This is a genomic window from Muricoccus roseus (assembly GCF_900141905.1).
In the GTDB taxonomy this organism is placed as follows: domain Bacteria; phylum Pseudomonadota; class Alphaproteobacteria; order Acetobacterales; family Acetobacteraceae; genus Roseomonas; species Roseomonas rosea.
The window spans coordinates 189,732-213,968 of sequence record NZ_FQZF01000002.1; the positions used below are offsets into that span (position 1 = coordinate 189,732).

Below are 24,237 nucleotides of genomic sequence, written 5' to 3' on the forward strand. Positions count from 1 at the left end.
GTTCAGGCCCTGCGCGCCCAGATCATCCCATTGTCCGGCCCGGTCGCATAAGGCTCCGCGACATACCCGAGCGCATTCAGGCGCTGCAGGCACCAAGCGAGGCCCTGTTCACCCCGCGCATGCCACTCCATGACGATTGCCCGGACATCGAGCCCGGCGAAGCGCGGATCGGCCAGCAATTCGTACTCCCCGCCTTCCATGTCGATCTTCATCAGGTCGATGGGCCGGCCGGTGAGATGGGGAAAGGCATCCCGGATCTCGATGCTGAGCCCATCCCCTTCCGCCGCGACGGTGGACCCCGAGCCGCGATCGCTCAGCACGGCCATGCGCGTCCGCGTTCCCGCTCCCGCCTCGACCAGCTCGACCCGCTCCGCCACCCCGCCCAGCGCCCAGTTCCGCCGGGCCTGGGCGGCATGGCTCGGATGCGGCTCGAAGGCCAGCACGCGGCAGGCTGGGAACTGGTTCAGGAACCAGAGGGCGGACAGGCCGACATTGGCGCCGAGATCCACGACAAGGCGAACCTCGTCCCGCTTCACCCCCTCCAGCGCAACCCGGTAGAGGTCGAGCGAGAAGATCTCATAGGCAACGCCGTAATCGTTGTTGCCGAGGCGCCCAAGTCCGTTGGGGCGGATTTCGAAGCGCGCGCCGCAGCGCGCCCGAAGTGGAACGGCGGCCCGGCCCCCACCCGCCCGCCAGGCGAGATAGCGGAGGGCGCTTGGAACTGTCAGCGCGCGGGTGAAATCGAGCATCCGGCCGCTCCCTAGGGGGGCTTCAGGCCGGCTGGACAGGAGGCCGGGAGCACCGCCCGAGATTAGCGATACGCGGCCCCAGCGCCCTTTCCAATGCGAAATATTCCGACATTCTATCCTGCGGGGCGCCTATTCCGCGGTGCGGATGTTCAACCGACGCACCAGCTCGGTCCAGCGCTCCCGCTCCGAGCGCGCCGCCTCCGCCAGGGCCTGCCCATCCCCCGTGCGGGGATCGACCCCCAGGCCCAGCAGGCGGGCCCGCAGCTCGGGGTCCGCCATTACGGCCTGCGAAGCCTCGGTGATCCGCTGCACCACGGGCGCCGGCATCTGGGCCGGGCCGAAGATGCCGAACCAGGTCTCGGAGACCAAGCCGGGAAGGCCCGCCGCCTCGGCGGTCGGCACGCCCGGGGCCAGCGGCGTTTCCTGCGCGGAGGTCACCGCCAGGGCTTTGACCGTGCCAGCCTGGATATGGGTTGTGGCCGTCGCCGGCACGTCGAGCAGCACGTGCACGTCGCCCCGCCGCAACTCGGCATAAACAGCACCGGTGCCGCGATAGGGCACATGCACCATGCCCAGCTCGGCCAGGCTATCCAGCAACGCACCGTTCAGATGCGGCGTGGTGGCAACGCCGGAGGAGCCGTAATTCACCTGCCCCCGCCGCGCCCTGGCCCAGGCGATGAGGCCGCGCAGGTCGTTTACCGGCACGGTGGTGGAAACGAGCACGAGCGAGGGTGAGGCGCCGATCAGCGCGAGCGGCGTAAAGTCCTTCTCCACGTCATACGGCAGGCTCGCCCCGGTCGCGGGAGCGGTGGAGTGGATGGAGGAGGTGGCGAGAAGCAGCACCAGCCCATCCGCCGGCGCGCGCACCACCACCTCGGCCGCCGGCACGCCGCCGGCCCCGGGGCGGTTCTCCACCACCACGGTGGTGCCGAGCCGCTGGGCCAGCAGGGGCGCGAAGAGGCGCGAGACCGCATCGGTGGCGCCGCCGGCCGGGAAGGGGACGATCAGTCGGGTGGGGCGCTGCTGGGCCAGGGCGGGGCGGCCCAGCGCGGCCAGGGCCGGCAGGGCGAGAAGCGAACGGCGATCCATGGAAGTTCTCTGTGAGAGGGGTCAGCCCTGAAGCCAGCGGCGCAGCCGGCCCGGAGCCTCGGCCATGTCGGCCTCGGGCCCGCAATAGCTGAAACGCAGGAAGCGGGCGCCCCGTTCGGGGTCGAAATCGACGCCGGGCGTGGCCGCGATCCCGGCCTCCGCCAGCATGCGGGAGCAGAAGCCCGGGCTGTCATTGGTCAGGTGCCCGACATCGGCCCAGATGTAGAAGGCGCCATCCGCCGCCGCGATCTGGTCGAACCCGGCCTCCGGGAGGCCCCGCAGCAGGAGGTCGCGGGAGCGGCGGTAGGCGGCGCGGTTCGCCTCCAGCTCCTCGGTGCAGTCCATCGCCGCCTCGGCCGCGATCTGGGCGACATGCGGGGCGGAGATGAACATGTTCTGGGCCAGCCGCTCGACGGGGCGGACCAGATCCTCCGGCAGCACCAGCCAGCCGATCCGCCAGCCGGTCATCGAGAAATACTTGCTGAAGCTGTTCACCACGATGGCGCTGGGGGAATGCGCCGCGGCGGTCGCCTCCGGCATGTCGTAGGACAGGCCGTGATAGATCTCGTCTGAGATCAGCCGCACGCCATGGTCATGGCACCAGCGGGCGATGGCGCCCAGCTCCTCCGGCGTCAGCATGGTGCCCGCCGGGTTGCAGGGGCTCGCCACGATCACCCCGGCGGGGCGCGGGTCCAGCGCCTCGAGCATCGCGACCGTCGGCTGGAAGCGGGTGGAGGCGTCGCAGGGCAGGAGCTGCGGCACCATGCCCAGCGCCGTCAGAATATTGGCATAGGGCGGGTAGTAGGGGGCGGCCATGGCCACCCGGTCCCCCGTGTCGAAGGCGGCGAGGAAGGCGAGGGGAAAGGCGCCCGACGCCCCGACCGTGACCGCGATGCGCTCGGCCGGAACCGCCGTGTCGTAATGCTCGGCGTAGCGGCGCGAGATCCGCTCCCGCAGGCTGCGCAGTCCGAAGGCCTCGGTATAGCCCATCGGGTGCCCGTCCCGAAGGGCGCGGGCCGCGGCCTCGGCGGCGCCGCGCGGGGCGCCCGTGCCGGGCTGGCCCACCTCCATCCGCAGGATACCGGGCTCCCCCGGGGCAATGCCGGCCGCGCGCGCATTGGCGGCCGCGATCACATCCATCACCAGGAAGGCGGGGGCATGGGCACCCCGCCCCACCTTCAGCCCCAGCTGAAGCCCAGGCTTCGGACCGGACAAGTCAGTTGTTCCCGGTCGCCAGCCCGAAGCCGCGCGGATCGGCCGCGGCGGTGCAGGAGGAGGCGCTGATGCCGCCCTGGCAGGAGATCGCGACCCCGCGTCCGGGCTCCGGCGCGCCGGTCGCCACGGCCTGGGCAAGGGGCACCCGCCGGCCGAAATGCAACCCGGCCGGCCCGCCGGCCGCCGCCGGCGCCGCGCCCTGGCCCGAACCGGCCCCGGCATAGCGCATGGCCTTCGCCCCGGGGCTGGTGACGAGGATCGCCCCGAGCGGCGGCGCCTGCACGCTGCCCAGCCCGGGGGCGGGCGCCAGCAGGAAGCCCATGCCCGACACCATGCGGCCGGTGCCGAACAGGTTGTTCATGGTGAAGGCGCAGGCGACCGCCCCGCCATCGCGGTCCTGCACCACCAGGGCGGTGCTGGCGCCGAAGCTGCCGCCCACGACCGGGGCGGGCTGGCCGGAGGCCGCGGCGCGGAAGGCGGCCAGCGTCGCGCCGCCATCGGCCGAGGCCGGCAGCACGGAGATGAGATCGGAGCCCAGCCGCTCCTGGACGGGCGGGGCCGCCTGCGGCACGGCCGCGCGCATCTCGGCGACGGTGAGGAAGCCGCCAGCGGCCGCGCTGGCCTCCTCCACCCGCCGGGCCAGCCCGCCCTGGTGGAAATCGCCCACCCCCGTGCTGCGGAGCGCGGCCAGGGTGCTGGCCAGTTCGAGCTGGGTAAGGGAGGTCCCTTCGCCGATGGGCGCCCCGCCGGGCGCGAAAACGGCCCGGCTGACCGGGTCGGCCAGAAGCGGGCCGGAGACGGCCGCGAAATCCGCCGCCAGGGCGCGGGAGACCGGGGTGCCGACGCGCGCCAGCTGCTCGGCCGGGGCGAGGATCTGCTCGAAGGGCAGGCGCCCCTGGCGGGCATGCAGGGTGAAGAGGCCGCGCGCCATCATGGGCACCGCCGCCGGCCGGTCCGCCCCGGCCGGGATGCCGGTGCGGGCCCCGGGCTGGAACAGGAAGGATTCGAGCTCGTTCCGGCGCGGGTCATAGGCGAGGCAGGCCCCGCCGCCGCCCAGCCCGGCACGGGAGGGAAGCGTGACGGCCAGGGTGAAGCCCGCCGCCGCCGCCGCATCCGCCGCCGAGCCGCCGGCCGAGAGGATGTCCCGGGCGATCTGCGCCGCGCGGGGGTCCTCGGCCACCACATTGCCGAGGAAGCCCCTCACATGGCCCGGCTGGCCCGCCGGGGCGGAGGAGCCGCCGCCGAGCACATTGCCCACCCGCTCCACAGTGGAGCAGCCGGCCAGCGCCGCGAGGGACAGGGCCATCGCCGCCATGGCTGGCCCGCGGGGCGCCGTCCGGAATAGGGTGCCGCCCATGCGAAAGCCGCTCGCGCTCGCCATCTGGTTCCGTGCCACCTCGTGGACCATCCCTGCCGCCGTGCTGCTCATGGCCGCGTTCCTGGCACCGGGTACGGCAGGGGCGCAAGGGGGAGGGGCCCAGGGCGGGCGCGGCCCGGTCTCCCTGATCCGCGACGCGGAAACGGAATCCCTCATCCGCGCCTTCCTGGACCCCTTGCTGGCGGCGGCCGGCGTGGACCGGCGGCTGGTCGAGCTGACCCTCGTGCAGGACCGGGCCATCAACGCCTTCGTGGCCCAGGGAAACCGCCTCTACCTCCATACCGGGCTCATCCAGCAGGCCGAATCCGCAGGGGAGCTGGCGGGGGTGATCGCGCATGAAGTCGGGCATATCGCCGGCGGCCATCTCGCCCGCCTGCCGGAGGAGATGCGCCTGGCCATGCTGCGCTCGGTCGCGGCGATGCTGCTCGGCGCCGGGGCGGGGGTGGCGGCCCGCTCCTCGGATGCCGCGATGGGCATCATCATGGGCGGCCAGACCAGCGCCATGGGGGCCTTCTTCGCCTTCACCCGCACCCAGGAGCAGTCGGCCGATCAGGCGGGACTCGTCTTGCTGGAACGCCTGGGCTGGTCGAGCCAGGGGCTGGAGCGCCTGCTGCGCCGCCTGCTGGACCAGGAGCTGCTCGCGGTCGGTCGGCAGGACCCCTATTTCCGCACCCATCCGCTCTCGCGCGACCGGCTGGAATTCGTGCGTGAGCAGATGGCGCGCGGCCGCGCGACCTCCGGCGGCATCCCGGCCGCGCTGGAGACGCGCTTCGCCATGGTGCGGGCGAAGCTGAACGGCTTCGTCGATGCGCCCGTCGCCAGTTGGCGCCGCTACCTGAACGACGACAGCGCCCCGGGACGCTATGCCCGCTCCATCGCCCAGTACCGCTCGGGCCGCACCGATGCCGCGATCGAGATCCTCGAGCCCGTCATCCGGGAGCAGCCCTCCAACCCCTATCTGCTGGAGTTCAAGGGCCAGATCCTCTTCGAGGGCGGGCGCCCGGCCGAGGCGATCGCGCCGCTCGCCGCCGCCACGCGCCTGGCCCCGAACGAGCCGCTGATCCGCGCCGCCTATGGGCGCGCCCTGATGGAGGGCGGCGGCGACACCGCCTCGGTCCGGCGCGCGGTGGCCGAGTTGCAGGCGGCCGCCCGGCAGGACCGGGAGAACGGCTTCACCTGGGGACAGCTTGCCACCGCCTATGCCCGGCTAGACGACCTGCCCAATGCCGAGCTGGCCCTGGCCGAGCAGGCCATGGCCCAGGGCAACACCGCCGAGGCCCGCTTCCGCGCCGCCCGGGCAGAGAGGGGCCTGCCCCCCGGCCCCGCCCGGCTCCGCGCCACGGACCTGCGGAACGCGGTCCGGCGTGATAACCTCACCTCCGACGAGCGCCGCGCGGAAGACGAGCTGCGGCGGAGGGACAGGAACAATCGATGAAGCGAATCCTGATGGCTGGGGTCGCCCTGGTGCTGGGCGGCGGCATGGCCCTGGCCCAGGGGACAGAGACCCGCGCCGGCTTCTCGCCCGAGCAGCGGGAGGAGATCGTTTCCATCCTGCGCGAGGCCCTGAAGACCGATCCCTCGATCCTGCGCGACGCCGTGGCCGCCATGCAGGAGGCGCAGCGGACGGCGCAGCAGAATGCCCGGCGCGACGCCCTGGCCGCCAGCCGCGACGCGCTGTTCAACGATGCGCGGGATCCGGTGAAGGGCAATCCGCGCGGCGACGTCACCATCGTCGAGTTCTTCGATGCGCGCTGCACCTATTGCAAGGCGCTCCACCCCAACATGCAGGCGCTCCTCCAGCGGGACCGCAACATCCGCGTGGTGATGAAGGACCTGCCCATCCTGGGCCCAAACAGCGTGCTCGCCAGCCGCGCCCTTCTCGCCGCGCAGAAGCAGGGCAAGTACGAGCCGCTCTACGATGCGCTGCTGCGGCTGCGGACGGAGCCGACCGAGCAGGTGATCCAGGCCGAGGCCCAGCGCGCCGGCATCGACTGGCCGCGCCTGCGCCGGGACATGGACGACCCCGCGATCCAGACCCGCATCCAGGCGAATATCGCCCTCGCCGAGCGCCTCCAGTTGGAGGGCACGCCCGCCCTGGTGATCGGCGACACGCTGGTGCCGGGCGCCGTGGAACTGCCCGAGCTGGAGCGGCTGGTTGCCGAAGCGCGCCGCCGTGGCTGAGGCGCCGCGGGACGCGCCGGAGCACGCGCGGGAGGAGGGGCGCGGCCTCGCGACCGACTTCTCCCGCACCATGTCCTATGGCGGCTATCTGCAGCTGGAGACGCTGCTCTCCGCCCAGCAGCCGCTCTCGGACAAGCATGACGAGCTGCTCTTCATCATCATCCACCATGTCCAGGAACTCTGGATGAAGCTCATCATTCGGGAGCTGGAGGTGGCGACGGATTGCGTGCGGGCCGATGACCTGCGCCCGGCCTTCAAGGGCATGGCGCGCGTCTCGCGCATCCAGCGCCAGCTGGTGGAAGCCTGGGACGTGCTCTCCACCATGACCCCGGCCGACTATCTCTCCTTCCGCGAGGTGCTGGGCCAGTCCTCCGGCTTCCAGTCCTGGCAGTACCGGCTGATGGAAATCCTGCTCGGCGCGCGGGACGAGTTCATGCTGAAGCCCCACGCCCATGACGCGGCACTCACTGCCCGGCTGCGCGCCGCCTTCGACGCCCCCTCGCTCTACCAGGAATCCCTGCGCCTGCTGGCCCGTCGTGGCATTTCCGTGCCAGAGGCGGTGCTGTGGCGCGACCCGTCGAAGCCGCATGCGGAGGATGAGGGCGTGGTCGCGGCCTGGGAGCAGGTCTACCGCCACAGCCAGGAGCATTTCGACCTCTATGAACTGGCCGAGGAGCTGGTGGACATGGAGGATGCCTTCCAGCAATGGCGCTTCCGCCATGTGACCACGGTGGAGCGCGTGATCGGCGCGCGCATGGGCACTGGCGGGTCGGCCGGCGTCGCCTATCTCCGCCGCGCGCTGGAGCGCCGCTTCTTTCCCGAACTATGGACCGTGCGCGGCCGCCTGTAGCCGGGCCGCGATTCGGCGCGCGATGATGCCGGCATGAAGGTCCTCGTTCTCGGCGCCGGCGTGACCGGGCTGGCCGCCGCCTATCTCCTCGCCCGCGATGGCCATGCGGTGACGGTGCTGGAGCGCCGCAGCGGCGTCGCTCTGGAGAGCAGCCACGCGAATGGCGGGCAGCTCTCCTATTCCTACGTCGCCCCGCTCGCCGGGCCGGGGGTGGTGGGCAAGCTGCCGGGCTGGCTGCTGGACCGGGACAGCCCCATCCGCTTCCGCCCGCGCCTGGACCCCGCCCAATGGGCCTGGGGCGCGCGGTTCCTCGCGGCCTGCAACGCCTCCACGGCGGACCAGACCACGCGGCGGCTGCTGCTCCTCTCCTTCCTCTCGCGCGACCTGACCCGGGCGGCCATCACGGAGGAGGGGATCGACTGCGCCTTCCGCCATGCCGGCAAGCTGGTCGTGCATTCCGACCCGGCGGCCTATGAAGCGGCGCGCCGGCTGGTGGACTACCAGCGCAGCCTGGGCAGCGAGCAGGAGGCGCTTTCGCGCGAGGAATGCCTCGCGGCCGAGCCCTCCCTGGCCGGGATCGCGCATCGCCTCGTCGGCGGCATCCTGACGCGCGGGGAGGATGCGGCGGAATGCCGCCTGTTCTGCGCGGGGCTGGAGGCGGCGATGCGCACCGGCAATCTCGGCGTGCGCTTCCGCTTTGGCACGGAGGTGCGCCAGATCCTCGCGGTGGGTGGCCGGGTGATCGGGGTGCAGACCGGCGCGGGGGTGCTGGAGGCGGATGCGATCGTCATGGCCATGGGGGCGGGCAGCACGCGGCTGCTGGCGCCGCTGGGGCTGCGCCCGCCGGTCTATCCGCTGAAGGGCTACAGCCTCACCCTGCCCATCCTAGCGGATGGTGCCGCGCCCCGGATCAGCGTGACGGATTTCGCGAAGAAGGTCGTCTATGCCCGCCTTGGCCAGGGGCTGCGCGTCGCCGGCATGGCCGACCTCGTCGGCTACGACACGGGCTTCGACCTCTCCCGCCTCGACCTGCTGGTGCGCCAGGCGCGGGAAGCCTTCCCCGATGCGGCGGACTGGACGGTGCTGAACCCCTGGGCCGGCCTGCGCCCCGCCACGCCGACGGGCCTGCCCATCCTCGGCCCCGTGCCGGGCCTGCCGAACCTGCACCTGAACATCGGCCATGGCGCGCTGGGCTTCACCCTGGCGATGGGCTCCGCGCGGGTGGTGACGGATCTCCTGGCCGGCCGGGCTTCTCCCATTCCGCTGGAGGGCTTCGCAGCCTGAGGCGATCAGCTCCGGCGCGCCCTGGGGCTCAACACCGTTGAGCTGTCCAGCTCGCCCTGCTTCAGCACGGAAAAGCCGCTTGAGCCGCCTCGCACGAAGATGACCTCCAGCCGGTAGGCATGACCCTGGGCTCCCGGCCGCGCCTGGAAGACCAGCTGGTAGGGCCCGGGCCGGATCGGAACCTGCCGCGGCTCCAGCACCGTGCCGACCGCCACGAGGGGCTCCGTCGCCGTGAAGGGCACCGCGACCGCCCAGAGCGCATCCGCGTCGGGGCTGAAGGGCGCCTCCCGCCCCGTCTCCACGGCGATGAGGCAGGTGCCGTCATGGTCGGGCATGCCGAAGGCGACGACCTCCGGGTCCCAGGCGAAGCCCTGGGCCACCTCGGCCTCGCCCCAGAGCAGGCCCACATGGCTCGCGGAGGGCAGGCCCACGAGGATCTGGCCGTAGAGGATGGTGGCGGCGAAGAGCTGGAGCATGGCGGGACCCTCGCAATGGCGCGTGGCCGCGTCCTATGTCGCACCGAGGCGGCGGACCCGGTCCAACGACGAATCCACCTCTTCATCCGTCTGGTAGGGGCCGAAGCCGAAGCGCAGGCGACGTCCGCGCCGGTCCGTGACGATCCGCGCCTCCGCCAGCCGCGCCTGCCAGGCTTCCGCATCATCGAGGTCGAAGGCGAGGAAGTTGCCGCGGCGGGGTTCTGAGAGCGGCACGGCCAGCCGGGCCGGGTCGAGCCCCGTTCCGGCCAGCCCCGCGCAGAACCGAGCCTGCAGCGCGTGGGCATGGGCATGGATCCGCTCGACGCCGATCCCGAGCCCGTCCAGCCATCGCATCGCCGCTTCCAGCCGGTAGAGGCCGGAGGGATCGAAGGTGGCGCCGAGGAAGCGGCGGCCATCCGGCGCGTAGCCGACCTTTCCGTCGCTCGCGGCCAGCGCACCGAAGGCGGCGAACCAGCCCGTGTCGCGCGGGCGCGGCAGCCAGCCGGGCGGGCAATGCAGGAAGCAGCAGCCCTCGCCCGCCATGGCGTATTTGTATCCCCCCGCCGTGTAGAAGGCGCGGTGCGCGAGGCGCGAGAGATCAACCGGCCGCGCCATGAAGGCGTGGTAGCCGTCGATCACCAGCACCGCCTCGCCCGCCGCCTCGGCCAGTGCCTCCAACCCCTCCAGCGCGTAGCCGGAGTGGAAGAAGACCTCGCTCACCCAAATCAGGTCGAAGCCCTGGCCCGCGGCCTCCACCAGGCGCGGCACGCAGTCGCCGCCGGGCTCGGAAGGGATGCGCGTCAGCGCGAGCAACCCCTCCTCCTCCAGCCGCGCGGCCTGGCGGGCGAAGGAGTGGAACTCGCCATCCGTCGTCAGCACGCGCGCGGGGCGGCCGAGCGGCATGGCGCTGAGGATCCTGCGCACGAAGTCATGGGTGTTCGGCGCGCAGGCCAGGGTGGAGGGATCGGGCAGCTTCAGGTGGCGCGCCACATGCGCGCGGCAGGCCTGCAGCACCGGGCCCAGCACGGCCTCCCACTTGTCGTCCTGCAACCGCGCCGCCTCGTCCCAGGCGCGGAGCTGCGCCTCCCGCGTCACGTCGGGCCAGGGATGGTGGCTGTGCGCGGCGAAGTGCAGCCGGCCCGGCTCCGCCGAGAGGAAGCGGGAGAAATGCGCGCGCAGGTCCAAGCTGATCTCCTCCGGGGCCCCGGATTGCCGCCGGACGGCCAGCCTATAGAGTGGCGGCGGGAGGCCGTGAATGGCGAGGTGCCGTCTGTCCAGGGGCGCGTATCATCCCGCCCCGGCTGCCGCCGGATGGGCGGCGCCAGGGCATGGCTAGCGAGTTTCCCGTTCGGATTCCGGTGCCGGATCTCTCCGATGCGGCGCGCGGCAACACGGGCATCCCCGGCGTCTGGCGCTTCGAATCCGGCCTGGCGGGGCCGCATGCCGTCATCGTCGCGCTGATGCATGGAAACGAGTTCGCCGCGGCCTCCGTGCTCGCGCGCTGGCTGCGGGCAGGGCTCAGGCCCCGGCGCGGCACGCTCAGCCTCGTCTTCGCCAATCTCGACGCCTTCGCCCGCTTCGACCCGGAGGATCCGACCCTTTCCCGCTATGTCGACGAGGACCTTAACCGGCTCTGGAGCCCGGCGTTCCTGGAGGGGAAGCGCGACAGCCTGGAGCTGCGCCGTGCCCGCGCGCTGCGCCCGGCGGTGGAGGCGGCGGATGCGCTGCTGGACTTGCATTCCATGCTCTGGCCCTCCGAGCCGCTGGTCCTGGCGGGACGCAAGCCGGCCGCGCGGGATCTGGCGCTGGCCATGGGGGCCGGCGCGGCGGTGGTGCTGGATGGCGACCATCCCGAGGGACCGCGCCTGATCGACCACCCCTGTTTCGCGGCGCCCGAAAGCCCGCGCCTTGCCCTGCTGGCCGAAGCCGGCCTGCACTGGGAGCCCGGGACCGAGGCGATGGCCGAAGCCTGTGCCACCGGCTTCCTGCGCGCCCTCGGACTGGCGGAGCCCGCACCGCCGGCCCCGCCCGGCGAGTGCTGGACGGTGACACGCGCCGTCGCGGCCGCGTCGCGGCAATTCACCTTCGCCGAGCCCTTCCGGGGCGGGACGGTGATCCCGCGCGCCGGCACGCTGATCGCGCGGGACGGCGAAGCGGAGGTCCGCACGCCGCATGACGACTGCATGCTTGTGATGCCCAGCCCGCGCGTGATGCGCGGGCATGTGGCGGTGCGGCTGGCGCGGCGGGACGGCGCCTAGGCTGCCGCCGGCTCGCCCATGATCGGCTCCTTGCCGTCGGCCCGGATCAGGGCCGCGATCTCGGCCGCCGCCGCCTCCAGCACGGCCTCATCCGTGCCCTTGGCCACCAGCGCCACGCCGTTCCCGCCCTCGCGGTAATAGGGGTAGGAGCCGATATCGAGCATCGGGAACCGCTCCTGCACCGCCGAGAGCGCGGCGGCGATCTGCCCTTCCAGCAGCCCATGCGCGTGCAGCGCGCGGGACTTCACCGGGGTGCCGCCCTCGAGCGTTGGCGCCACCACCTCGAACATGCTGCGCATGATCCGCGGCACGCCGGCCATGACATGCACATTGCCCATGACGAAGCCGGGCGCCGAGGTCTCGGAGCAGAGGATCGGCCTTGCCCCGCGGGGAAGGGTGGCCATGCGCAGCCGTGCCGCATTCATCTCCACCGGCGGGTTCCGGCGGGAATAGTCGGCCTCCATAATCCTGCGCGATTCCTCATGCACCTCCCAGGGCACGCCGAAGGCCCGGGCGACGCATTCGCTGGTGATGTCGTCATGCGTCGGGCCGATACCGCCCGTGGTGAAGACATAGGTGAACCTGGCCCGCACCTCGTTCACCGTGCCGATGATCGTCTCCGGCACATCCGGGATGACGCGCACCTCGCGCAGGGGAATGCCCAGCTCCCCCAGGCGGGTGGCGATGAACTTCAGGTTCGCGTCCTGGGTGCGGCCCGAAAGCACCTCATTCCCGATGATGAGCAGGGCGGCCGTGGGATTCGTCATGGCGTTTCTCTTGCGGGAGGCGACGCAGGGTCGCGTGTTCCACCGTGGCGTCAAGCCTTCCCGGGGGGCGGGGCCGGGGCAGGGGCCGGCGCGGCCAGGCCTCAGAGGAAGTCCCGCAGCAGCGCTACCAGCGGCTTGTCGGCCGGTGGCATCGCGTAATCCCCCAGTTTGCCGGGGCGGACCCAGGCCAGGGCCTGGCCCTCCCGTCCTTCCACCGTGCCGGCCCAGCGGCGGCAGAGATAGAGCGGCATCAGCAGGTGCCGCCCCTCCAGCGGGTGGGAGGCAAAGGCGAAGGGCGCGAGGCAGGCGGCGGAGACATCGATGCCCAGCTCCTCCTTCAACTCCCGGATCAGCGCCTCCTCGGGCGTCTCCCCGGGGGCCAGCTTGCCGCCGGGAAACTCCCAGAGCCCGGCCATGGGCTTGCCCTCGGGGCGGCGGGCGAGGAGCACGCGGCCGTCGGAATCGATCAGGGCGCAGGCGGCCACCAGCAGCAGGTTCGCGCCGGGCGCGGCGGCCGGGCCGGCCTGCGGCGCGGCCTCGGGCGCGGGCTGCCCGGCGGGGGCGGAGAGCTCGGCCCGGCCCGCGCGGAAGCGGCGCACGGGCAGGCGCGCGTTGCGGGCGGTGAAGTCCTGCTCCGCCATGCCGTCCGGGACGAAGCCGATGCGCGCCAGGACGGCGGCGGAGCGCTTGTTCTCCTCCAGCACCGAGGCGTGGATCACGTCGAGATCGAGATTGGCCAGCGCCCAGCGGGCCAGCCGCCCGGCCGCCTCGGGCCCGATTCCCTGGCCCCAGTGGCGCCGGCCGACCCAGTACCCCAGCTCGGCATGGCGCGGCGCGTCCCGGGTGGTGGTCAGGCCGACGCAGCCCACCAGCGCATCCTCCCGCATGATGGCGAGGTGCCAGGCGGTACCGGCCTCGATCTGGGCGCGGGTGGAGGCGATCCACTCATCCGCCAGCTCGCGCGGATAGGGGAAGGGGACGCGCGCCAGCATGCGCGCCACCTCCCAGTCGTTCACGAGCCGATGGAGCTGGGCCGCATCCTCCGGCCGCAGGGCGCGCAGGGTCAGCGCCCCTGCGCGTAGCGGCGCGAAAATGCCGTCCATCACGTCAGCGACGCCACCAGCCCTTCTTCGCCGGGGCCGCCGAGGAGTCCTCGGTGCCGAGCAGCACGGGCTGCACGACGGTGCCGACCACGGGCTCGGCACGCTCGGGCTCGGCATCCGGCGCGGGGGCCGCGGCGGGCACCTCGGCCGGAGGCTCGGCCCGAACCTCGGCCGGAGCCTGGGCGACTGGCTCCGGCGCGGGGGCCGGCTCCGGCTGCGCTGGCGCGGCGGCCTCGGCCGGGGTCTCCTCCGGCCGGGCTTCCTCGGCCGCCGCAGCCTCGGGCGCTGCGACAGGCGCCTCGGCCGGGGCGGCGGAGATGGGGATCTCGCGCACGGCGCGCGGCGCGGCATCGGCCGTGGCCGCCTCCTCCACCGCGTCCATCGCGTCCATCAGCGCGTCATAGGTCCCGGCGAAGGGATCGGCCGGGGTCGGGCCGGCATAGCGCGGGGCCTCCTCGCCCTCGGCGCGCGGCGCCTCGCCCTCGGCCTCACGGCGGAAGCGGCCGCCCCCGCGGCGGCTGCGGCGGCGACGGGCGTCGCCCTCGGGCCGCTCCCCGGCGGGGCGGGGCGCCTCGGCCTCCGTGGCCTCGGCCCGGGAAGCGGACACGGCCTCCTCCGCCGCGACCTCGGTGCTTTCGCCCTCGGAGCCTTCCTCGTCGGAACCCTCCTCGCCGGAGGCGGATTCGGCGCCCTCATTCGCGGTGCCGTCCTCGCGGCGTCCGCCACGGCGGCGGCGGCGGCGGCGGCGGCCACGCTCGCCCGCGCCCTCGCCGTTGCGCGCCTCGGTAGCGGCGCCGCTGCCCTCCTCGGCCTCCTCGGCCGTGACGGGCTCCTCCTCGTCATCGCCGCCGCCGCCGGTGATGAAGACCGGCTCGGGCGCGTAATCCATCCGCAGCGCGGGCGCCGTGGTGGAGGGGGCGGGCTGGGTCTGCGGCCGCGTGCGCTCGATCCGGTTCTGCGCCGCGGTCATCTCCGCATCCGGCTCGAAGATCACGCACATGTCGTGGCGGCGCTCCGCCGCGGCCAGGCGCTCGCGCTTGCGGTTGAGGATGTGCATCGCGACCGAGGGCGAGCACCGCACGACGATCTCGGCGGCGCGGCGCTTGGCGCCCTCCTCCTCGATGGCGCGCAGCACATGCAGGGCCGAGCTCTCCTCGGAGCGCACGATGCCCAGGCCCTGGCAATGCGGGCAGGTGACGAAGGAGTGCTCCGTCAGGCTCGGGCGCAGCCGCTGGCGGGACATCTCCAGCAGGCCGAAATGGGAGATGCGGCCGACCTGGATGCGCGCGCGGTCATGGCGCAGCGCCTCCTTCAGGCGGCGCTCCACCATGCCGTCGTGGCGGCTGCTCTCCATGTCGATGAAGTCGATGACGACGAGGCCGGCCAGGTCGCGCAGGCGCAGCTGGCGGGCGATCTCGTCCGCGGCCTCGAGATTGGTGCGGAGCGCCGTGTCCTCGATATGCCGGTCGCGCGTGGCGCGGCCCGAGTTCACGTCGATGGAGACCAGCGCCTCGGTCTGGTTGATGACGATGTAGCCGCCCGAGCGGAGCTGCACGGTGGGCGACATCATCGCGTCCAGCTGCTGCTCGACGCCCGCGCGGGCGAAGAGCGGCATGCCGGGCTCGCGGTAGAGCTTAATCTTGCGCTCGTTCTGCGGCATCAGCATCCGCGTGAACTCGCGGGCCTGACGGAAGGCCTCGTCGCCCTCGATCTGGATTTCCTCGATGTCCTTCGCGAAGTTGTCGCGGATGGCACGCTTGAGGAGGTCCGCCTCCTCATAGACCAGCGCGGGCGCGGTCGAGGAGAGCGTGCGCTCGCGGATGTCGTCCCAGAGGCGCAGCAGGTATTCGCCGTCCCGCCGGATCTCGGGCTTGGGCCGCTGCGCGCCGGCGGTGCGGACGATCATGCTCATGCCACGCGGCAGGCTCAGCTCGTCGATCACCTCGCGCAGGCGCTTGCGGTCGGTGGCGGAGGTGATCTTGCGGGAGACGCCGCCGCCCTTGGGCGAGTTCGGCATCAGCACGGAGAAGCGGCCGGGCAGGGAGATATAGGTGGTGAGGGCCGCGCCCTTGTTGCCGCGCTCCTCCTTCACGACCTGGACGAGGATGATCTGCCGGCGGCGGATCACCTCCTGGATCTTGTAGTGGCGCAGGAACTTGGAGGGGATGCGGCGCTCGCGGCGCTCCTCGTCCCCGCCCTCGTCGCCATTCCGGTCCTCGCCGCCGATCGTCTCGGGCGGGAGGGTGGATTCGCTGACCGTCTCGACGTCGCCGTCTTCCTCGGAATCCTCTTCGGCGGCGTCCTTCGCCGCGGCCACCGGGTCGCCCTCGCTCACGCGGTCCACATGCATGGTCATGGGCTGGGCGCGTGCGTTGGAGGGAGCCGTGGGGGCGCCATCCTCGCCGCCGGCCGTCTCGCCATCGGGGGCGGTGCCCGCGGGCTCGTCGGTGCCCGGGGTGCTGGTCGGCTCGGCGGTAGTGTCGGCGGTGGCGCCGGATTCATCCACGGTTTCGCCGGGCCGCGGGGCAGAGGGCTCCTCGGAGGCGCCGGCCGTTCCGGAAGCGCTCCTCGCCTCATCGCGGCCGATCAGGTCGGCATCGTCTTCCGGGGCCAGGCGCTCGGCCGCGGTCTCGATCTCGTCCTCGGGATCCTCCTCGTCCTCCTCCTGGGCCTGCATCTCCAGCAGGCGCTGACGGTCGGCGACGGGGATCTGGTAGTAGTCCGGGTGGATCTCGCCGAAGGCGAGGAAGCCGTGGCGGTTGCCGCCATACTCGACGAAGGCGGCCTGGAGGCTTGGCTCCACGCGGACGATCTTCGCGAGATAGATATTGCCCTTCAGCGGGCGGCGGTTCTGGGTCTCGAGATCGAAATCCTCAAGACGGTTGCCGTCCAGCACCACCACCCGCGTCTCTTCGGGGTGGGATGCATCGATCAGCATGCGCTTGGTCATGGAAGGCGGAACTCCGCGCCGCGCGGGGCACTGGGCGGCCGGCGGCGGTGAGGGTTGGCGGAGCGGGAGAAGCGCGGTGCGGGGCAGAGCGAAGCATCGCCGTCATCCGTCCTTTCTCCCGTGGCGGGCGGCCCGGGGGCCCCCCTGTGTGCTGTTCGCGGGCACGAGACGTGCCCAGTGGTTTCGGCGTGCCGTGCGCGACCCCTTGGGCGGCGCCCCTCCATCCGGGGATGGCGGCGCGCGCGGGCGGGCCGGCGACGGGCGCGTTGCGGTCCATCAGTCCCACGCATGGGACGCTTGGCCCTGCCGCGCCGCATGGCGCGCGCCGGGGAAGGCTGGTAACCCGCTGCCCCGTGTGCCGGGCCGGCGCGCCGGCCGGAGACCGGCGCTGGCGGCGGCCCTTTTCGGGGCGTGACGGGGCCGGGCGTCCAAGCTGGCTGGACAAGTCTCACTGGACTGGCGGCCGTTCCGTGGTCGGCCGCACCCGAAAACCCTCCACCGGCGGCGTGCCGCCGGGGCAATCCACCATACTGAGGGGGGTGCCGAGGGGCAAGGCGCTGTGTGCCCCGTGCCACACCTTGGCCTGAAGCGGCCGGAAAGGGGCTCCTGGGGTCCTGTTTCCCTCCGTCACGCTTCAGACAAGCTTCAACCGCAATCCCGGTGCTACGATGTAGACCAAGGGGATGCCTGACGACCTTGAGGGGGGACGTGAGGGGATGAGAACGAACTTGCCGCGCCGGGGCCTGCTGGCCGCGGCCCTGGCCGCCTTGGTCGCGCCACGCCCGGCCGCCGCCGATGGCGCGAGCCTGCGGGCCGACGGAAATGGCGTGCGCCTGGTGCTGCCCGGTGCCGCCACCGGCCCCTGGCGATTGAGCGCCGATGCCCGGCCGCAGCGCCTGGTGCTCAGCCTGCCGCGCCACGGATGGGAGGGGCCGCGCCTGCTCTCCGGCATCGCTCCCGTGCGCACGCTGCGCTGGGACCCACGGGCCCGGCGCCTCACCATCGACCTCACCGGTCCTGTCGCGGCGCCGGGGGTCGGCCAGGAGGGGGGGGCGCTCGTCCTGTCGATCCGGCCCGGCCCGGCAGCGGCCTTCGCCCGGCTGGCGGGCCCTAGCCGCCCCATCGCCCAGGGGCAGGGCGGCGCCCGCCCGGTGGTGGTGCTGGACCCCGGCCATGGCGGCAAGGACCCGGGCGCGATCGGGGCCACGGGCACGCAGGAGAAGCGCATCGTCCTCGCCGCCGCCCAGGAGATGAAGCGGCGGCTCGAGGCGGGCGGGCGCTGCCGGGTCCTCATGACCCGCAGCCGAGATGTCTTCGTCCCCCTGGCGAGCCGGGTGGACTTCGCGCGCCGCCAGCGGGCCACTCTTTTCGTCTCGATCCATGCGGATTCGGCGCCCGGGGCTCGCGGGGCCAGTGTCTATACCCTCTCGGAAACCGCCTCCGACGCCCTGTCCGCCGCCCTGGCCCGGCGTGAGAATGCCGCCGATTCGGCGGGCGGGCTCAATCTGCCGCCCGTGCCGCCCGATGTGCAGCGGATCCTCCTCAGCCTCGTTCGGCAGGAGACGCGGCAGGGCTCCGTGCGGCTGGCCAACATGACGGTCGGCGCGCTGCGTCCGCGCGTGCCGCTGCTGCCCAACACGCATCGCCAGGCAGCCTTCGCCGTCCTGAAATCGCCCGATATCCCCTCCATGCTCGTCGAGATCGGCTTCCTCTCGAACCGTCAGGACGAGGCCCAGCTGAAGCAGCCCCAGCACCGGGCGGTGGTTGCCACGGCGCTCTCGGCAGCTGTGGAGGACTACCTGGAGCGGCCGGGCCTCGGAGTGGCCTCAGTGGGGTAGCAAAAAAGGCGCGGGGTGGTTGGGCATGGCATCTCGGCCACACCCGGGCAGGACCGCGGGACGGAACGGCGGCCGTCCGAAACCGGTTCGGCAGGGGCCGGGTTACCGACCCGACTTTCGCACGGGGGTGGGGCGATACACCGGCAAGGCGAGCACGCCGCCGGCAATGTTAAGGATCACCTCCCTAGAAAACTCCGAGGCCAGGGCACGGGCCTGTCATTCGCCCCCGTGCCTCGCCAGTTGATAAATGCATGTTAAGGGCCACCCCCGCCGGGTGGCCGTGAGGAACAGGATGGCATCGAGAGATCTCCGCGCCGAACGTCCGCTGGTGGGCGAGCGTCGCCCCCGGGACGGGGCTGCACCCGTGGAGCCGACGGATTCGATGGATATCCCCCCGGTGCCGCCGCCGGGTACTGGCAAGCCGCGTCCGCGCCGTGCCATCTGGCTGCGCCGCACCGTGGGCTTTGTTCTCGGCGTGGGCATGGTCGGCGTAGTGGTGGGCGGGATTGCCGGCTATGGGCTGTGGCGGAACGCCACCGCCGACCTGCCGGACCATGCCTGGCTGGCAGACTACCAGCCGCCCCAGCTCTCGCGCATCTTCGCAGCCGACAGCCGGCTGATGGCCGAGCTGGCGCTGGAGCGCCGCGTCTTCGTGCCGATCGGGGCCATTCCGAAGCGGCTGCAGCAGGCCTTCGTCTCGGCCGAGGACCAGCGCTTCTGGGATCACCACGGGGTTGACCCCATCGGCATCCTGCGCGCGGCCATCACCAATCTGGAGCAGATGGGCACGGGCCGGCGGGCCGGCGGCGCCTCCACCATCACCCAGCAGGTAGCCAAGAACATGCTGGTGGGCGCCGACCGCACCATCATGCGAAAGGTGCGCGAGGCCATCCTCGCCCAGCGGCTCGAGAGCGCGATGAGCAAGGAGCGCATCCTCGAGATTTATCTGAACGAGATTTTCCTGGGCGCCCAGGCCTATGGCGTGGCCGCCGCCGCGCAGAACTACTTCAACAAGGGGCTGGACGAGCTGACCTTGGGCGAGATGGCCTTCCTGGCCGTGCTGCCCAAGGCGCCGAACAACTACAACCCGGCCCGCTACCCCGAGCGCGCCAAGGAGCGGCGCGACTGGGTGCTGGACCGCATGGTCGAGGACCGCGCCGTCACGCGCGAGGAAGCCGAGGCCGCCAAGCAGGAGCCGATCCAGTATCGCGGCCGGGCCCGGCCGGACATGGTGGCGGTGGGCCAGTACTTCACCGAGGAGGTGCGGCGAGAGCTGAACACCCGCTTCGGGCCGGAACAGACCACCATGGGCGGGCTCGTCGTCCGCACCTCCATGGACCCGAAGCTGCAGGCGACGACTGAAACCTCCCTGCGCAACCACCTCATGGCCTATGACCGGCGCCGTGGCGGCTGGCGCGGGCCGGTGACGAAGGTCTCCGCCGCCGCGGCCGAATGGATGCCTGCGCTCGAGGGCGTGCAGCGCGTTCCCGGCATGCTGCCGGAATGGCGCCTGGCCGTGGTGCTGGAGGTGGGCGCGCGCGAGGCCCGGCTCGGCTGGGCCGAGAGGCCCAACCCGCGCGTCCCAGCGCAGCCACGCGAGGGCCGGCTGGCCATGGAGGACATCCCCTGGTCCCGCGTCTCGCGTGATGGGCGGCTCGGCCCGGCGATGCGCCGGATGCAGGATGCGCTCAGCCCCGGCGATGTGGTGATGGTGGAAACCCTGCCGGCCGCGGCCGCCCAGGGCCGCACCCCCGCGCGCGGCGAGCGGCTGGCGCTGCGCCAGATCCCGCAGGTGGAAGGCGCGGTCGTCGCGCTGGACCCCTCGACGGGCCGCGTGCTGGCCATGTCCGGCGGTTTCAACTTCGACAAGTCCTGGTTCAACCGCGCGACCCAGGCGATGCGGCAGCCCGGCTCCTCCTTCAAGCCCTTCGTCTATGTGACGGCGCTGGAGCAGGGCATCCCGCCCAACCAGCAGCTGCTCGACGCGCCCTTCGAGATGATGACGCCCCAGGGCGTCTGGCGCCCCGGCAATTACAGCGGCAACTCCAATGGCTGGGTGACCATGCGCACCGCCATCGAGAAGTCGCTGAACCAGGTGACGGTGCGGCTGGCGCAGGAGATCGGCATCGACAAGGTGGCGGAGACCGCCCGGCGGTTCGGCGTCATCCCGAACATGCCCCGCGTCCTCTCCATGGCCCTCGGCGCCGGGGAGACGACCGTGATGCGGATGGCCGCCGGCTATGCCGCCTTCGTCAACGGCGGCAAGTTCGTGGAACCCTCCCTGATCGACAGCGTGCAGGACCGCTTCGGCCATATCGTGTGGCGCAATGAGGCTCGGCGCTGCGAGGGCTGTGACGCCGATGCCGCCGCCGGCCCGCCGCGGCTGGCCGATGCCCGGCGCCAGGTCGTGGACCCGATCGCGGCCTATCAGATGGTCTCGCTTCTGCAGGGCGTGACCCAGCGTGGCACGGGCGTGGCCGCGGCCAAGGGGCTGAACCGCCCCGTCGCCGGCAAGACCGGCACGACCAACGACTATTTCGACAACTGGTTCGTCGGCTTCACGCCGGACATCGTGGTCGCCGTCTGGGTGGGTTTCGACGACCCCCACAGCCTGGGCGAGGGCGAGACCGGCGGCGGCAACGCGGCGCCGATCTTCAACGAGGTGGTGGCAGCGGCCCTGCAGGACAGCCCGCCCGTGCCATTCCGCGCCCCGCCGGGCGTGGCGCTGGTCCGGGTTTCCACCAGCAACGGCCAGTCTATCCTCGAGCCCTTCAAGCCCGGCACGGAGAACGCGGCCCGTCCGCCCATGGGGGGCTACGAGGCCTCGGGCGGTGGTGGCGGCGGTGGTGGTGGGGGCGGCGGCGCCACGGCTTCGGCCGTGGACAGCAGCCTGGGCGGGCTCTACTAGGTCCGCCCCGGGCTTCCCATCTGAAGGGGACGCCCATTTCACTTCCAAGGGGATCGGATCGGCGCTTCCGCGGCTCCCGGCGCGGCCCGCCGCCGAAACGGTCTCCGCGCGGCTCGCCGCCGCGACGATCCGACTGGACCTGCTGACCCATGCGTGCCGATGCCGAGGGCCTGAAGGCCCAGATTGCCGACAGCGTCGCCCTGCTGCGCCGCCACCTGGACTGGGATGCCGCCGTGGTGCGGCTGCACGAGCTGAATGCCCGCGCGGAGGACCCGGACCTCTGGAACGATGCCGCCAACGCGCAGAAGCTGATGCGCGAGCGCACGCGGCTTTCCGACCAGATCGACGGCGTGAAGAAGCTGGAGCAGGAGGTGCAGGACGCGCTGGACCTGATCGAGCTGGCCGAGGCGGAGGACGATGCCGCCACGGCCGATGCCGCCGTCGCCGATCTCCACCGCCTGGCCGCCGAGGCCAAGCGCCGCGAGATCGAAAGCCTTCTCTCGGGCGAGGCGGACGCCAACGACGCCTATGTCGAGGTGAACTCCGGCGCGGGCGGCACGGATGCGCAGGACTGGGCGGAGATGATGCTCCGCATGTACACGCGCTGGGCCGAGGCGCATGGCTACAAGGTCACGATCACCGAGCAGAGCGAGGGTGACGAGGCCGGGATCAAGTCCGCCACCATCCAGGTGAGCGGCCCGAATGCCTATGGCTGGCTGAAGACCGAGATGGGCGTGCACCGCCTCGTCCGCATCTCGCCCTTCGGCGGCAACGACAAGCGGCAGACGAGCTTCGCCTCGGTCTATGTCTACCCCGTCATCGACGACAAGATTCAGGTGGACATCAACCCCGCCGACCTGCGCACCGACACCTTCCGCGCCTCCGGCGCCGGCGGCCAGCATGTGAACAAGACCGAATCGGGCGTCCGCTTCACCCATATCCCCACCGGCATCGTGGTGGCCTCCACCCAGGACCGGTCGCAGCACCGCAACCGCGCCATCGCCATGGATATGCTGCGCGCGCGCCTTTACGAGCTGGAGCTGCAGAAGCGCGAGGCCGTCTCCGCCGCCACCGAGGCGGGGAAGACCGATATCGGCTGGGGCCACCAGATCCGCTCCTACGTCCTGCAGCCCTATCAGATGGTGAAGGACCTCCGCACCGGCGTGGAGAAGGGGAACCCGGCCGCGGTTCTTGATGGCGACCTGGACGAGTTCATGGCTGCGGCGCTGGCCAGCCGGGTCGGCGCGACACGCTCCGAGGCCAGCGCCAACGCCCGCTGAGCCACCGGCCATGGCCCGCCCGCAGGACCTGCACGACCCCGGCGGCAAGGTGCGCCTGAAGATCGGCGCCGAGGTCGTCAGCCGCGCCGAGTTCTCCGCCGATGGCCGCTACCGCACGGTGCTGGAACGCCGCTGGGACGGCCTGCCCTTCGGCTCCCCCGGCGTCTGCGCCTGGATCATGATGAACCCCAGCACCGCGGATGAGAGGGTGGACGACCCCACCGTCCGCCGCGCCCGCGACTTCACCCGCCGCTGGGGATACGGCGCCATGGTGGTGCTGAACGCCTTCGCCCTGCGCGCGACGAAGCCCAGCATGCTGCTCGAATGCGAGGACCCTGTCGGGCCCGGCAATGACGAAGCCATCGCCGACTGGGCCGCCCGAGCCGAGCGCGTGATCGTGGCCTGGGGCCTGCCGCCGAAACCCCTACGCCGCCGCGCGGCCGATCTGGCCCTTATCCTGGCAAAGGCGGGCGCCAAGCCGCTGGCCCTGAAGGTGACGGCGGACGGCCAGCCAGGCCATCCCCTCTACATCGCGGGTGACACGCTTCCCGTGCCCTGGAGGGCGCCGGTTGGGGTTTGAGGCTTCGGCCTGGCGGTCTGTCCCAGGGAGAGGAAGAAGGAATTCTTTCTCTCCCCGGACCCCTCACCATCGTCTTCTTTTAGAAGTCTGGAATCACGAGGCTGACGGTGCGCCTCGGGTCCATCACCCGAGGTGACTGCAAGCGCAGGTTCAATCCCGTTCAACCCGAGACCCCTTCGATCCGGGGTATCCACGGCAGTCAGACGGGGTTCCAAGGGCCTCAGGCCCTTGGCGGGTCGAGGGCAACCCCCGACCTAATCCCCCCGCCGGTTCGTGAACCGCGCATTCCCAAGCCCGGTGCCGATGGTCAGCACCCCCCAGCGCTCCACGTCCTGCATGTTGGGGATTTCGCTCAGCCCCTGCAGCACCGCGTCGTTGTGCATCAGCACCACCGTGCCGTGGCCACCGATCTCCGGCACCGCTCCGGCGATGGCGCGGGGGAGGTTGAAACGGCTGCTCTCCCAGTTGCCCGGAAGATTCTGGCCGCCCCGGTCGATCGACCCGTCCTCCTCGATGATCCCGGGGCAGCCGATGCCGATGAAGGGGGCAAGCGCCCGCTTCTTCGCCTCGGCCAGCGCGACCATGCCGCGCAGCATGGTGCCGAGCCGTTCCACCGCCTCCTCCCGGGTCGGCTCGTCCGCCGAATGGCGCCAGACTTCCAGCCCGACCACCCTCGCCTCCGAGAGGTCGCGTGCCTTCTTCAGGTTCAGCTCCACCAACCCCGCTCGGATGTTGGTGCCGCCGATATCCACGGCCAGCAGGCTGTCATGCCCTGCGAAGATCCAGCTCGGCGCCAGATGCGCGGCGCCGATCAGCGCGGCCTCGTCAGGCTCGTGGGTGATGGGGACCAGCTCCACCCCCTGGCCGTCGGCCTTCAGCAGTAGCGAGGCCCGGCCGATCGCCAGCTTGCCTACGCGGCTGCCGCTCATCCCGCCGCCCACCGCGATCCGCTGCGTGTCCTTCCAACCCTTGAGGCGGAGGAAGCGGCGCGTGACGCCGCACAGCTCCTGGGCGAACTCCTCCACCACCCCGTGGATCAGGGCGGCGGCCTCGGGCCGCTCGTCATGCAGGAGCTTCTCCAGGCGGCGGTTGGAAACCTCGTCGGTCTCCATATCCCCCAGCGGGTCCTCGTCACCCAGCTTGTGAAGGCGTTCCCGCCATTCATCCAGGATGGCGCGGAAGGCGCGCTTGCTCGCGCGGTCGCCGATGAACCCCTCCTTGTCGCGCAGCTCCGCATTGTAGGCATCGACGACGACGCTGGTGAGCTTGCTGGCGCCGTGTCCGGCCACGGGTGGCGCGACGGCCTGGTCGGGCATGACCTGTGTTAATCC

19 protein-coding genes are annotated in these 24,237 nt (G+C 72.1%); 9 read left to right on the forward strand and 10 right to left on the reverse strand.

All coding sequences use genetic code 11. The features are described 5' to 3' along the window. Positions 1 to 2 precede the first annotated feature (2 nt). The 4 genes from BUB97_RS00930 to BUB97_RS00945 all read right to left on the reverse strand — a co-directional run bounded on the left by BUB97_RS00930 (position 3) and on the right by BUB97_RS00945 (position 4,482). Positions 3 to 749, reverse strand: coding sequence for an FkbM family methyltransferase (locus tag BUB97_RS00930; RefSeq protein ID WP_073130372.1), 747 nt, complete (start codon positions 747 to 749; stop codon positions 3 to 5). 129 nt (positions 750 to 878) lie between these two features. Continuing rightward, on the reverse strand, positions 879 to 1,838 hold the full coding sequence (locus tag BUB97_RS00935; protein ID WP_073130375.1) for a Bug family tripartite tricarboxylate transporter substrate binding protein: 960 nt from the start codon (positions 1,836 to 1,838) through the stop codon (positions 879 to 881). 21 nt (positions 1,839 to 1,859) lie between these two features. Next, complete coding sequence (locus tag BUB97_RS00940) at positions 1,860 to 3,026, reverse strand: pyridoxal phosphate-dependent aminotransferase (RefSeq protein ID WP_073131050.1); 1,167 nt, start codon at positions 3,024 to 3,026, stop codon at positions 1,860 to 1,862. Between the two features lie 28 nt (positions 3,027 to 3,054). Further along, positions 3,055 to 4,482, reverse strand: a complete 1,428-nt coding sequence (locus BUB97_RS00945) for a gamma-glutamyltransferase (RefSeq protein ID WP_175562526.1) — start codon at positions 4,480 to 4,482, stop codon at positions 3,055 to 3,057. Here BUB97_RS00945 and BUB97_RS00950 point away from each other — a divergent pair. The 4 genes from BUB97_RS00950 to BUB97_RS00965 are packed head-to-tail and all read left to right on the forward strand — an operon-like array spanning position 4,409 to position 8,746. Further along, entirely contained in the window at positions 4,409 to 5,866 is a 1,458-nt protein-coding gene (locus tag BUB97_RS00950; protein ID WP_073130378.1) for a M48 family metalloprotease, read from the forward strand. The genes BUB97_RS00945 and BUB97_RS00950 overlap by 74 nt on opposite strands. After that, complete coding sequence (locus tag BUB97_RS00955) at positions 5,863 to 6,612, forward strand: DsbA family protein (RefSeq protein ID WP_073130381.1); 750 nt, start codon at positions 5,863 to 5,865, stop codon at positions 6,610 to 6,612. The genes BUB97_RS00950 and BUB97_RS00955 overlap by 4 nt, the downstream gene beginning before the upstream one ends. Then, complete coding sequence (gene kynA, locus BUB97_RS00960; RefSeq protein ID WP_073130383.1) at positions 6,587 to 7,462, forward strand: tryptophan 2,3-dioxygenase; 876 nt, start codon at positions 6,587 to 6,589, stop codon at positions 7,460 to 7,462. Before BUB97_RS00955 ends, kynA begins: the two co-directional genes overlap by 26 nt. 33 nt (positions 7,463 to 7,495) lie before the next feature. Continuing rightward, positions 7,496 to 8,746, forward strand: a complete 1,251-nt coding sequence (locus BUB97_RS00965) for a D-amino acid dehydrogenase (RefSeq protein WP_073130386.1) — start codon at positions 7,496 to 7,498, stop codon at positions 8,744 to 8,746. A gap of 5 nt (positions 8,747 to 8,751) precedes the next feature. Here BUB97_RS00965 and comJ read toward each other — a convergent pair whose 3' ends face one another. Together comJ and BUB97_RS00975 are read right to left on the reverse strand one after the other, a co-directional pair. After that, the gene (gene comJ / locus BUB97_RS00970) at positions 8,752 to 9,222 is read right to left on the reverse strand and encodes a competence protein ComJ (protein WP_073130389.1); all 471 of its coding nucleotides are present in this window, start codon (positions 9,220 to 9,222) and stop codon (positions 8,752 to 8,754) included. A gap of 33 nt (positions 9,223 to 9,255) precedes the next feature. Beyond that, on the reverse strand, positions 9,256 to 10,407 hold the full coding sequence (locus BUB97_RS00975; RefSeq protein WP_073130393.1) for an aminotransferase class V-fold PLP-dependent enzyme: 1,152 nt from the start codon (positions 10,405 to 10,407) through the stop codon (positions 9,256 to 9,258). Between the two features lie 143 nt (positions 10,408 to 10,550). Between BUB97_RS00975 and BUB97_RS00980 the strand changes: the two genes are divergently transcribed. After that, complete coding sequence (locus BUB97_RS00980; protein WP_073130396.1) at positions 10,551 to 11,480, forward strand: M14 family metallopeptidase; 930 nt, start codon at positions 10,551 to 10,553, stop codon at positions 11,478 to 11,480. Here the strand turns inward: BUB97_RS00980 and BUB97_RS00985 are convergent. The 3 genes from BUB97_RS00985 to BUB97_RS00995 form a co-directional block, all read right to left on the reverse strand. Then, on the reverse strand, positions 11,477 to 12,247 hold the full coding sequence (locus BUB97_RS00985; protein WP_073130399.1) for a competence/damage-inducible protein A: 771 nt from the start codon (positions 12,245 to 12,247) through the stop codon (positions 11,477 to 11,479). The two genes, BUB97_RS00980 and BUB97_RS00985, sit on opposite strands and share 4 nt — an antisense overlap. A gap of 101 nt (positions 12,248 to 12,348) precedes the next feature. Next, positions 12,349 to 13,350, reverse strand: coding sequence for a bifunctional GNAT family N-acetyltransferase/(deoxy)nucleoside triphosphate pyrophosphohydrolase (locus BUB97_RS27145; RefSeq protein ID WP_073131054.1), 1,002 nt, complete (start codon positions 13,348 to 13,350; stop codon positions 12,349 to 12,351). A gap of 4 nt (positions 13,351 to 13,354) precedes the next feature. Further along, complete coding sequence (locus BUB97_RS00995; RefSeq protein WP_073130402.1) at positions 13,355 to 16,300, reverse strand: Rne/Rng family ribonuclease; 2,946 nt, start codon at positions 16,298 to 16,300, stop codon at positions 13,355 to 13,357. Between the two features lie 728 nt (positions 16,301 to 17,028). Here BUB97_RS00995 and BUB97_RS01000 point away from each other — a divergent pair. From BUB97_RS01000 to BUB97_RS01015, 4 genes are all read left to right on the forward strand, one after another. Further along, positions 17,029 to 18,138 (forward strand): N-acetylmuramoyl-L-alanine amidase family protein, encoded by a 1,110-nt coding sequence (locus BUB97_RS01000; RefSeq protein ID WP_245818116.1) that lies wholly within the window; start codon positions 17,029 to 17,031, stop codon positions 18,136 to 18,138. A 382-nt stretch (positions 18,139 to 18,520) separates the two neighbouring features. Continuing rightward, positions 18,521 to 21,046 carry a penicillin-binding protein 1A gene (locus BUB97_RS01005; RefSeq protein WP_245818117.1) on the forward strand — a complete coding sequence of 842 codons (2,526 nt, stop codon included), beginning with the start codon at positions 18,521 to 18,523 and terminating at the stop codon, positions 21,044 to 21,046. Positions 21,047 to 21,195: 149 nt separating this feature from the next. Then, complete coding sequence (gene prfB / locus BUB97_RS01010) at positions 21,196 to 22,326, forward strand: peptide chain release factor 2 (RefSeq protein ID WP_073130405.1); 1,131 nt, start codon at positions 21,196 to 21,198, stop codon at positions 22,324 to 22,326. A gap of 10 nt (positions 22,327 to 22,336) precedes the next feature. After that, positions 22,337 to 22,906 carry a DUF1643 domain-containing protein gene (locus BUB97_RS01015; RefSeq protein WP_073130408.1) on the forward strand — a complete coding sequence of 190 codons (570 nt, stop codon included), beginning with the start codon at positions 22,337 to 22,339 and terminating at the stop codon, positions 22,904 to 22,906. Between the two features lie 254 nt (positions 22,907 to 23,160). Here the strand turns inward: BUB97_RS01015 and BUB97_RS01020 are convergent, their stop codons facing one another. Next, positions 23,161 to 24,222, reverse strand: a complete 1,062-nt coding sequence (locus BUB97_RS01020) for an ROK family protein (protein ID WP_073130412.1) — start codon at positions 24,220 to 24,222, stop codon at positions 23,161 to 23,163. Positions 24,223 to 24,237 lie beyond the last annotated feature (15 nt).

Excerpts from the sequence above, each read along its gene's own strand:
- BUB97_RS00955 (WP_073130381.1), top strand. The coding sequence starts at position 5,863 with ATGAAGCGAATCCTGATGGCTGGGGTCGCCCTGGTGCTGGGCGGCGGC.
- BUB97_RS00945 (WP_175562526.1), bottom strand. The coding sequence starts at position 4,482 with ATGAGCAGCACGGCGGCAGGGATGGTCCACGAGGTGGCACGGAACCAG.
- BUB97_RS00985 (WP_073130399.1), bottom strand. The coding sequence starts at position 12,247 with ATGACGAATCCCACGGCCGCCCTGCTCATCATCGGGAATGAGGTGCTT.
- BUB97_RS27145 (WP_073131054.1), bottom strand. The coding sequence starts at position 13,350 with ATGGACGGCATTTTCGCGCCGCTACGCGCAGGGGCGCTGACCCTGCGC.
- prfB (WP_073130405.1), top strand. The coding sequence starts at position 21,196 with ATGCGTGCCGATGCCGAGGGCCTGAAGGCCCAGATTGCCGACAGCGTC.
- BUB97_RS01015 (WP_073130408.1), top strand. The coding sequence starts at position 22,337 with ATGGCCCGCCCGCAGGACCTGCACGACCCCGGCGGCAAGGTGCGCCTG.
- BUB97_RS00980 (WP_073130396.1), top strand. The coding sequence starts at position 10,551 with ATGGCTAGCGAGTTTCCCGTTCGGATTCCGGTGCCGGATCTCTCCGAT.
- comJ (WP_073130389.1), bottom strand. The coding sequence starts at position 9,222 with ATGCTCCAGCTCTTCGCCGCCACCATCCTCTACGGCCAGATCCTCGTG.
- BUB97_RS01020 (WP_073130412.1), bottom strand. The coding sequence starts at position 24,222 with ATGCCCGACCAGGCCGTCGCGCCACCCGTGGCCGGACACGGCGCCAGC.
- BUB97_RS00930 (WP_073130372.1), bottom strand. The coding sequence starts at position 749 with ATGCTCGATTTCACCCGCGCGCTGACAGTTCCAAGCGCCCTCCGCTAT.
- BUB97_RS00965 (WP_073130386.1), top strand. The coding sequence starts at position 7,496 with ATGAAGGTCCTCGTTCTCGGCGCCGGCGTGACCGGGCTGGCCGCCGCC.
- BUB97_RS00935 (WP_073130375.1), bottom strand. The coding sequence starts at position 1,838 with ATGGATCGCCGTTCGCTTCTCGCCCTGCCGGCCCTGGCCGCGCTGGGC.
- BUB97_RS01005 (WP_245818117.1), top strand. The coding sequence starts at position 18,521 with ATGGATATCCCCCCGGTGCCGCCGCCGGGTACTGGCAAGCCGCGTCCG.
- BUB97_RS00950 (WP_073130378.1), top strand. The coding sequence starts at position 4,409 with ATGCGAAAGCCGCTCGCGCTCGCCATCTGGTTCCGTGCCACCTCGTGG.
- BUB97_RS00995 (WP_073130402.1), bottom strand. The coding sequence starts at position 16,300 with ATGACCAAGCGCATGCTGATCGATGCATCCCACCCCGAAGAGACGCGG.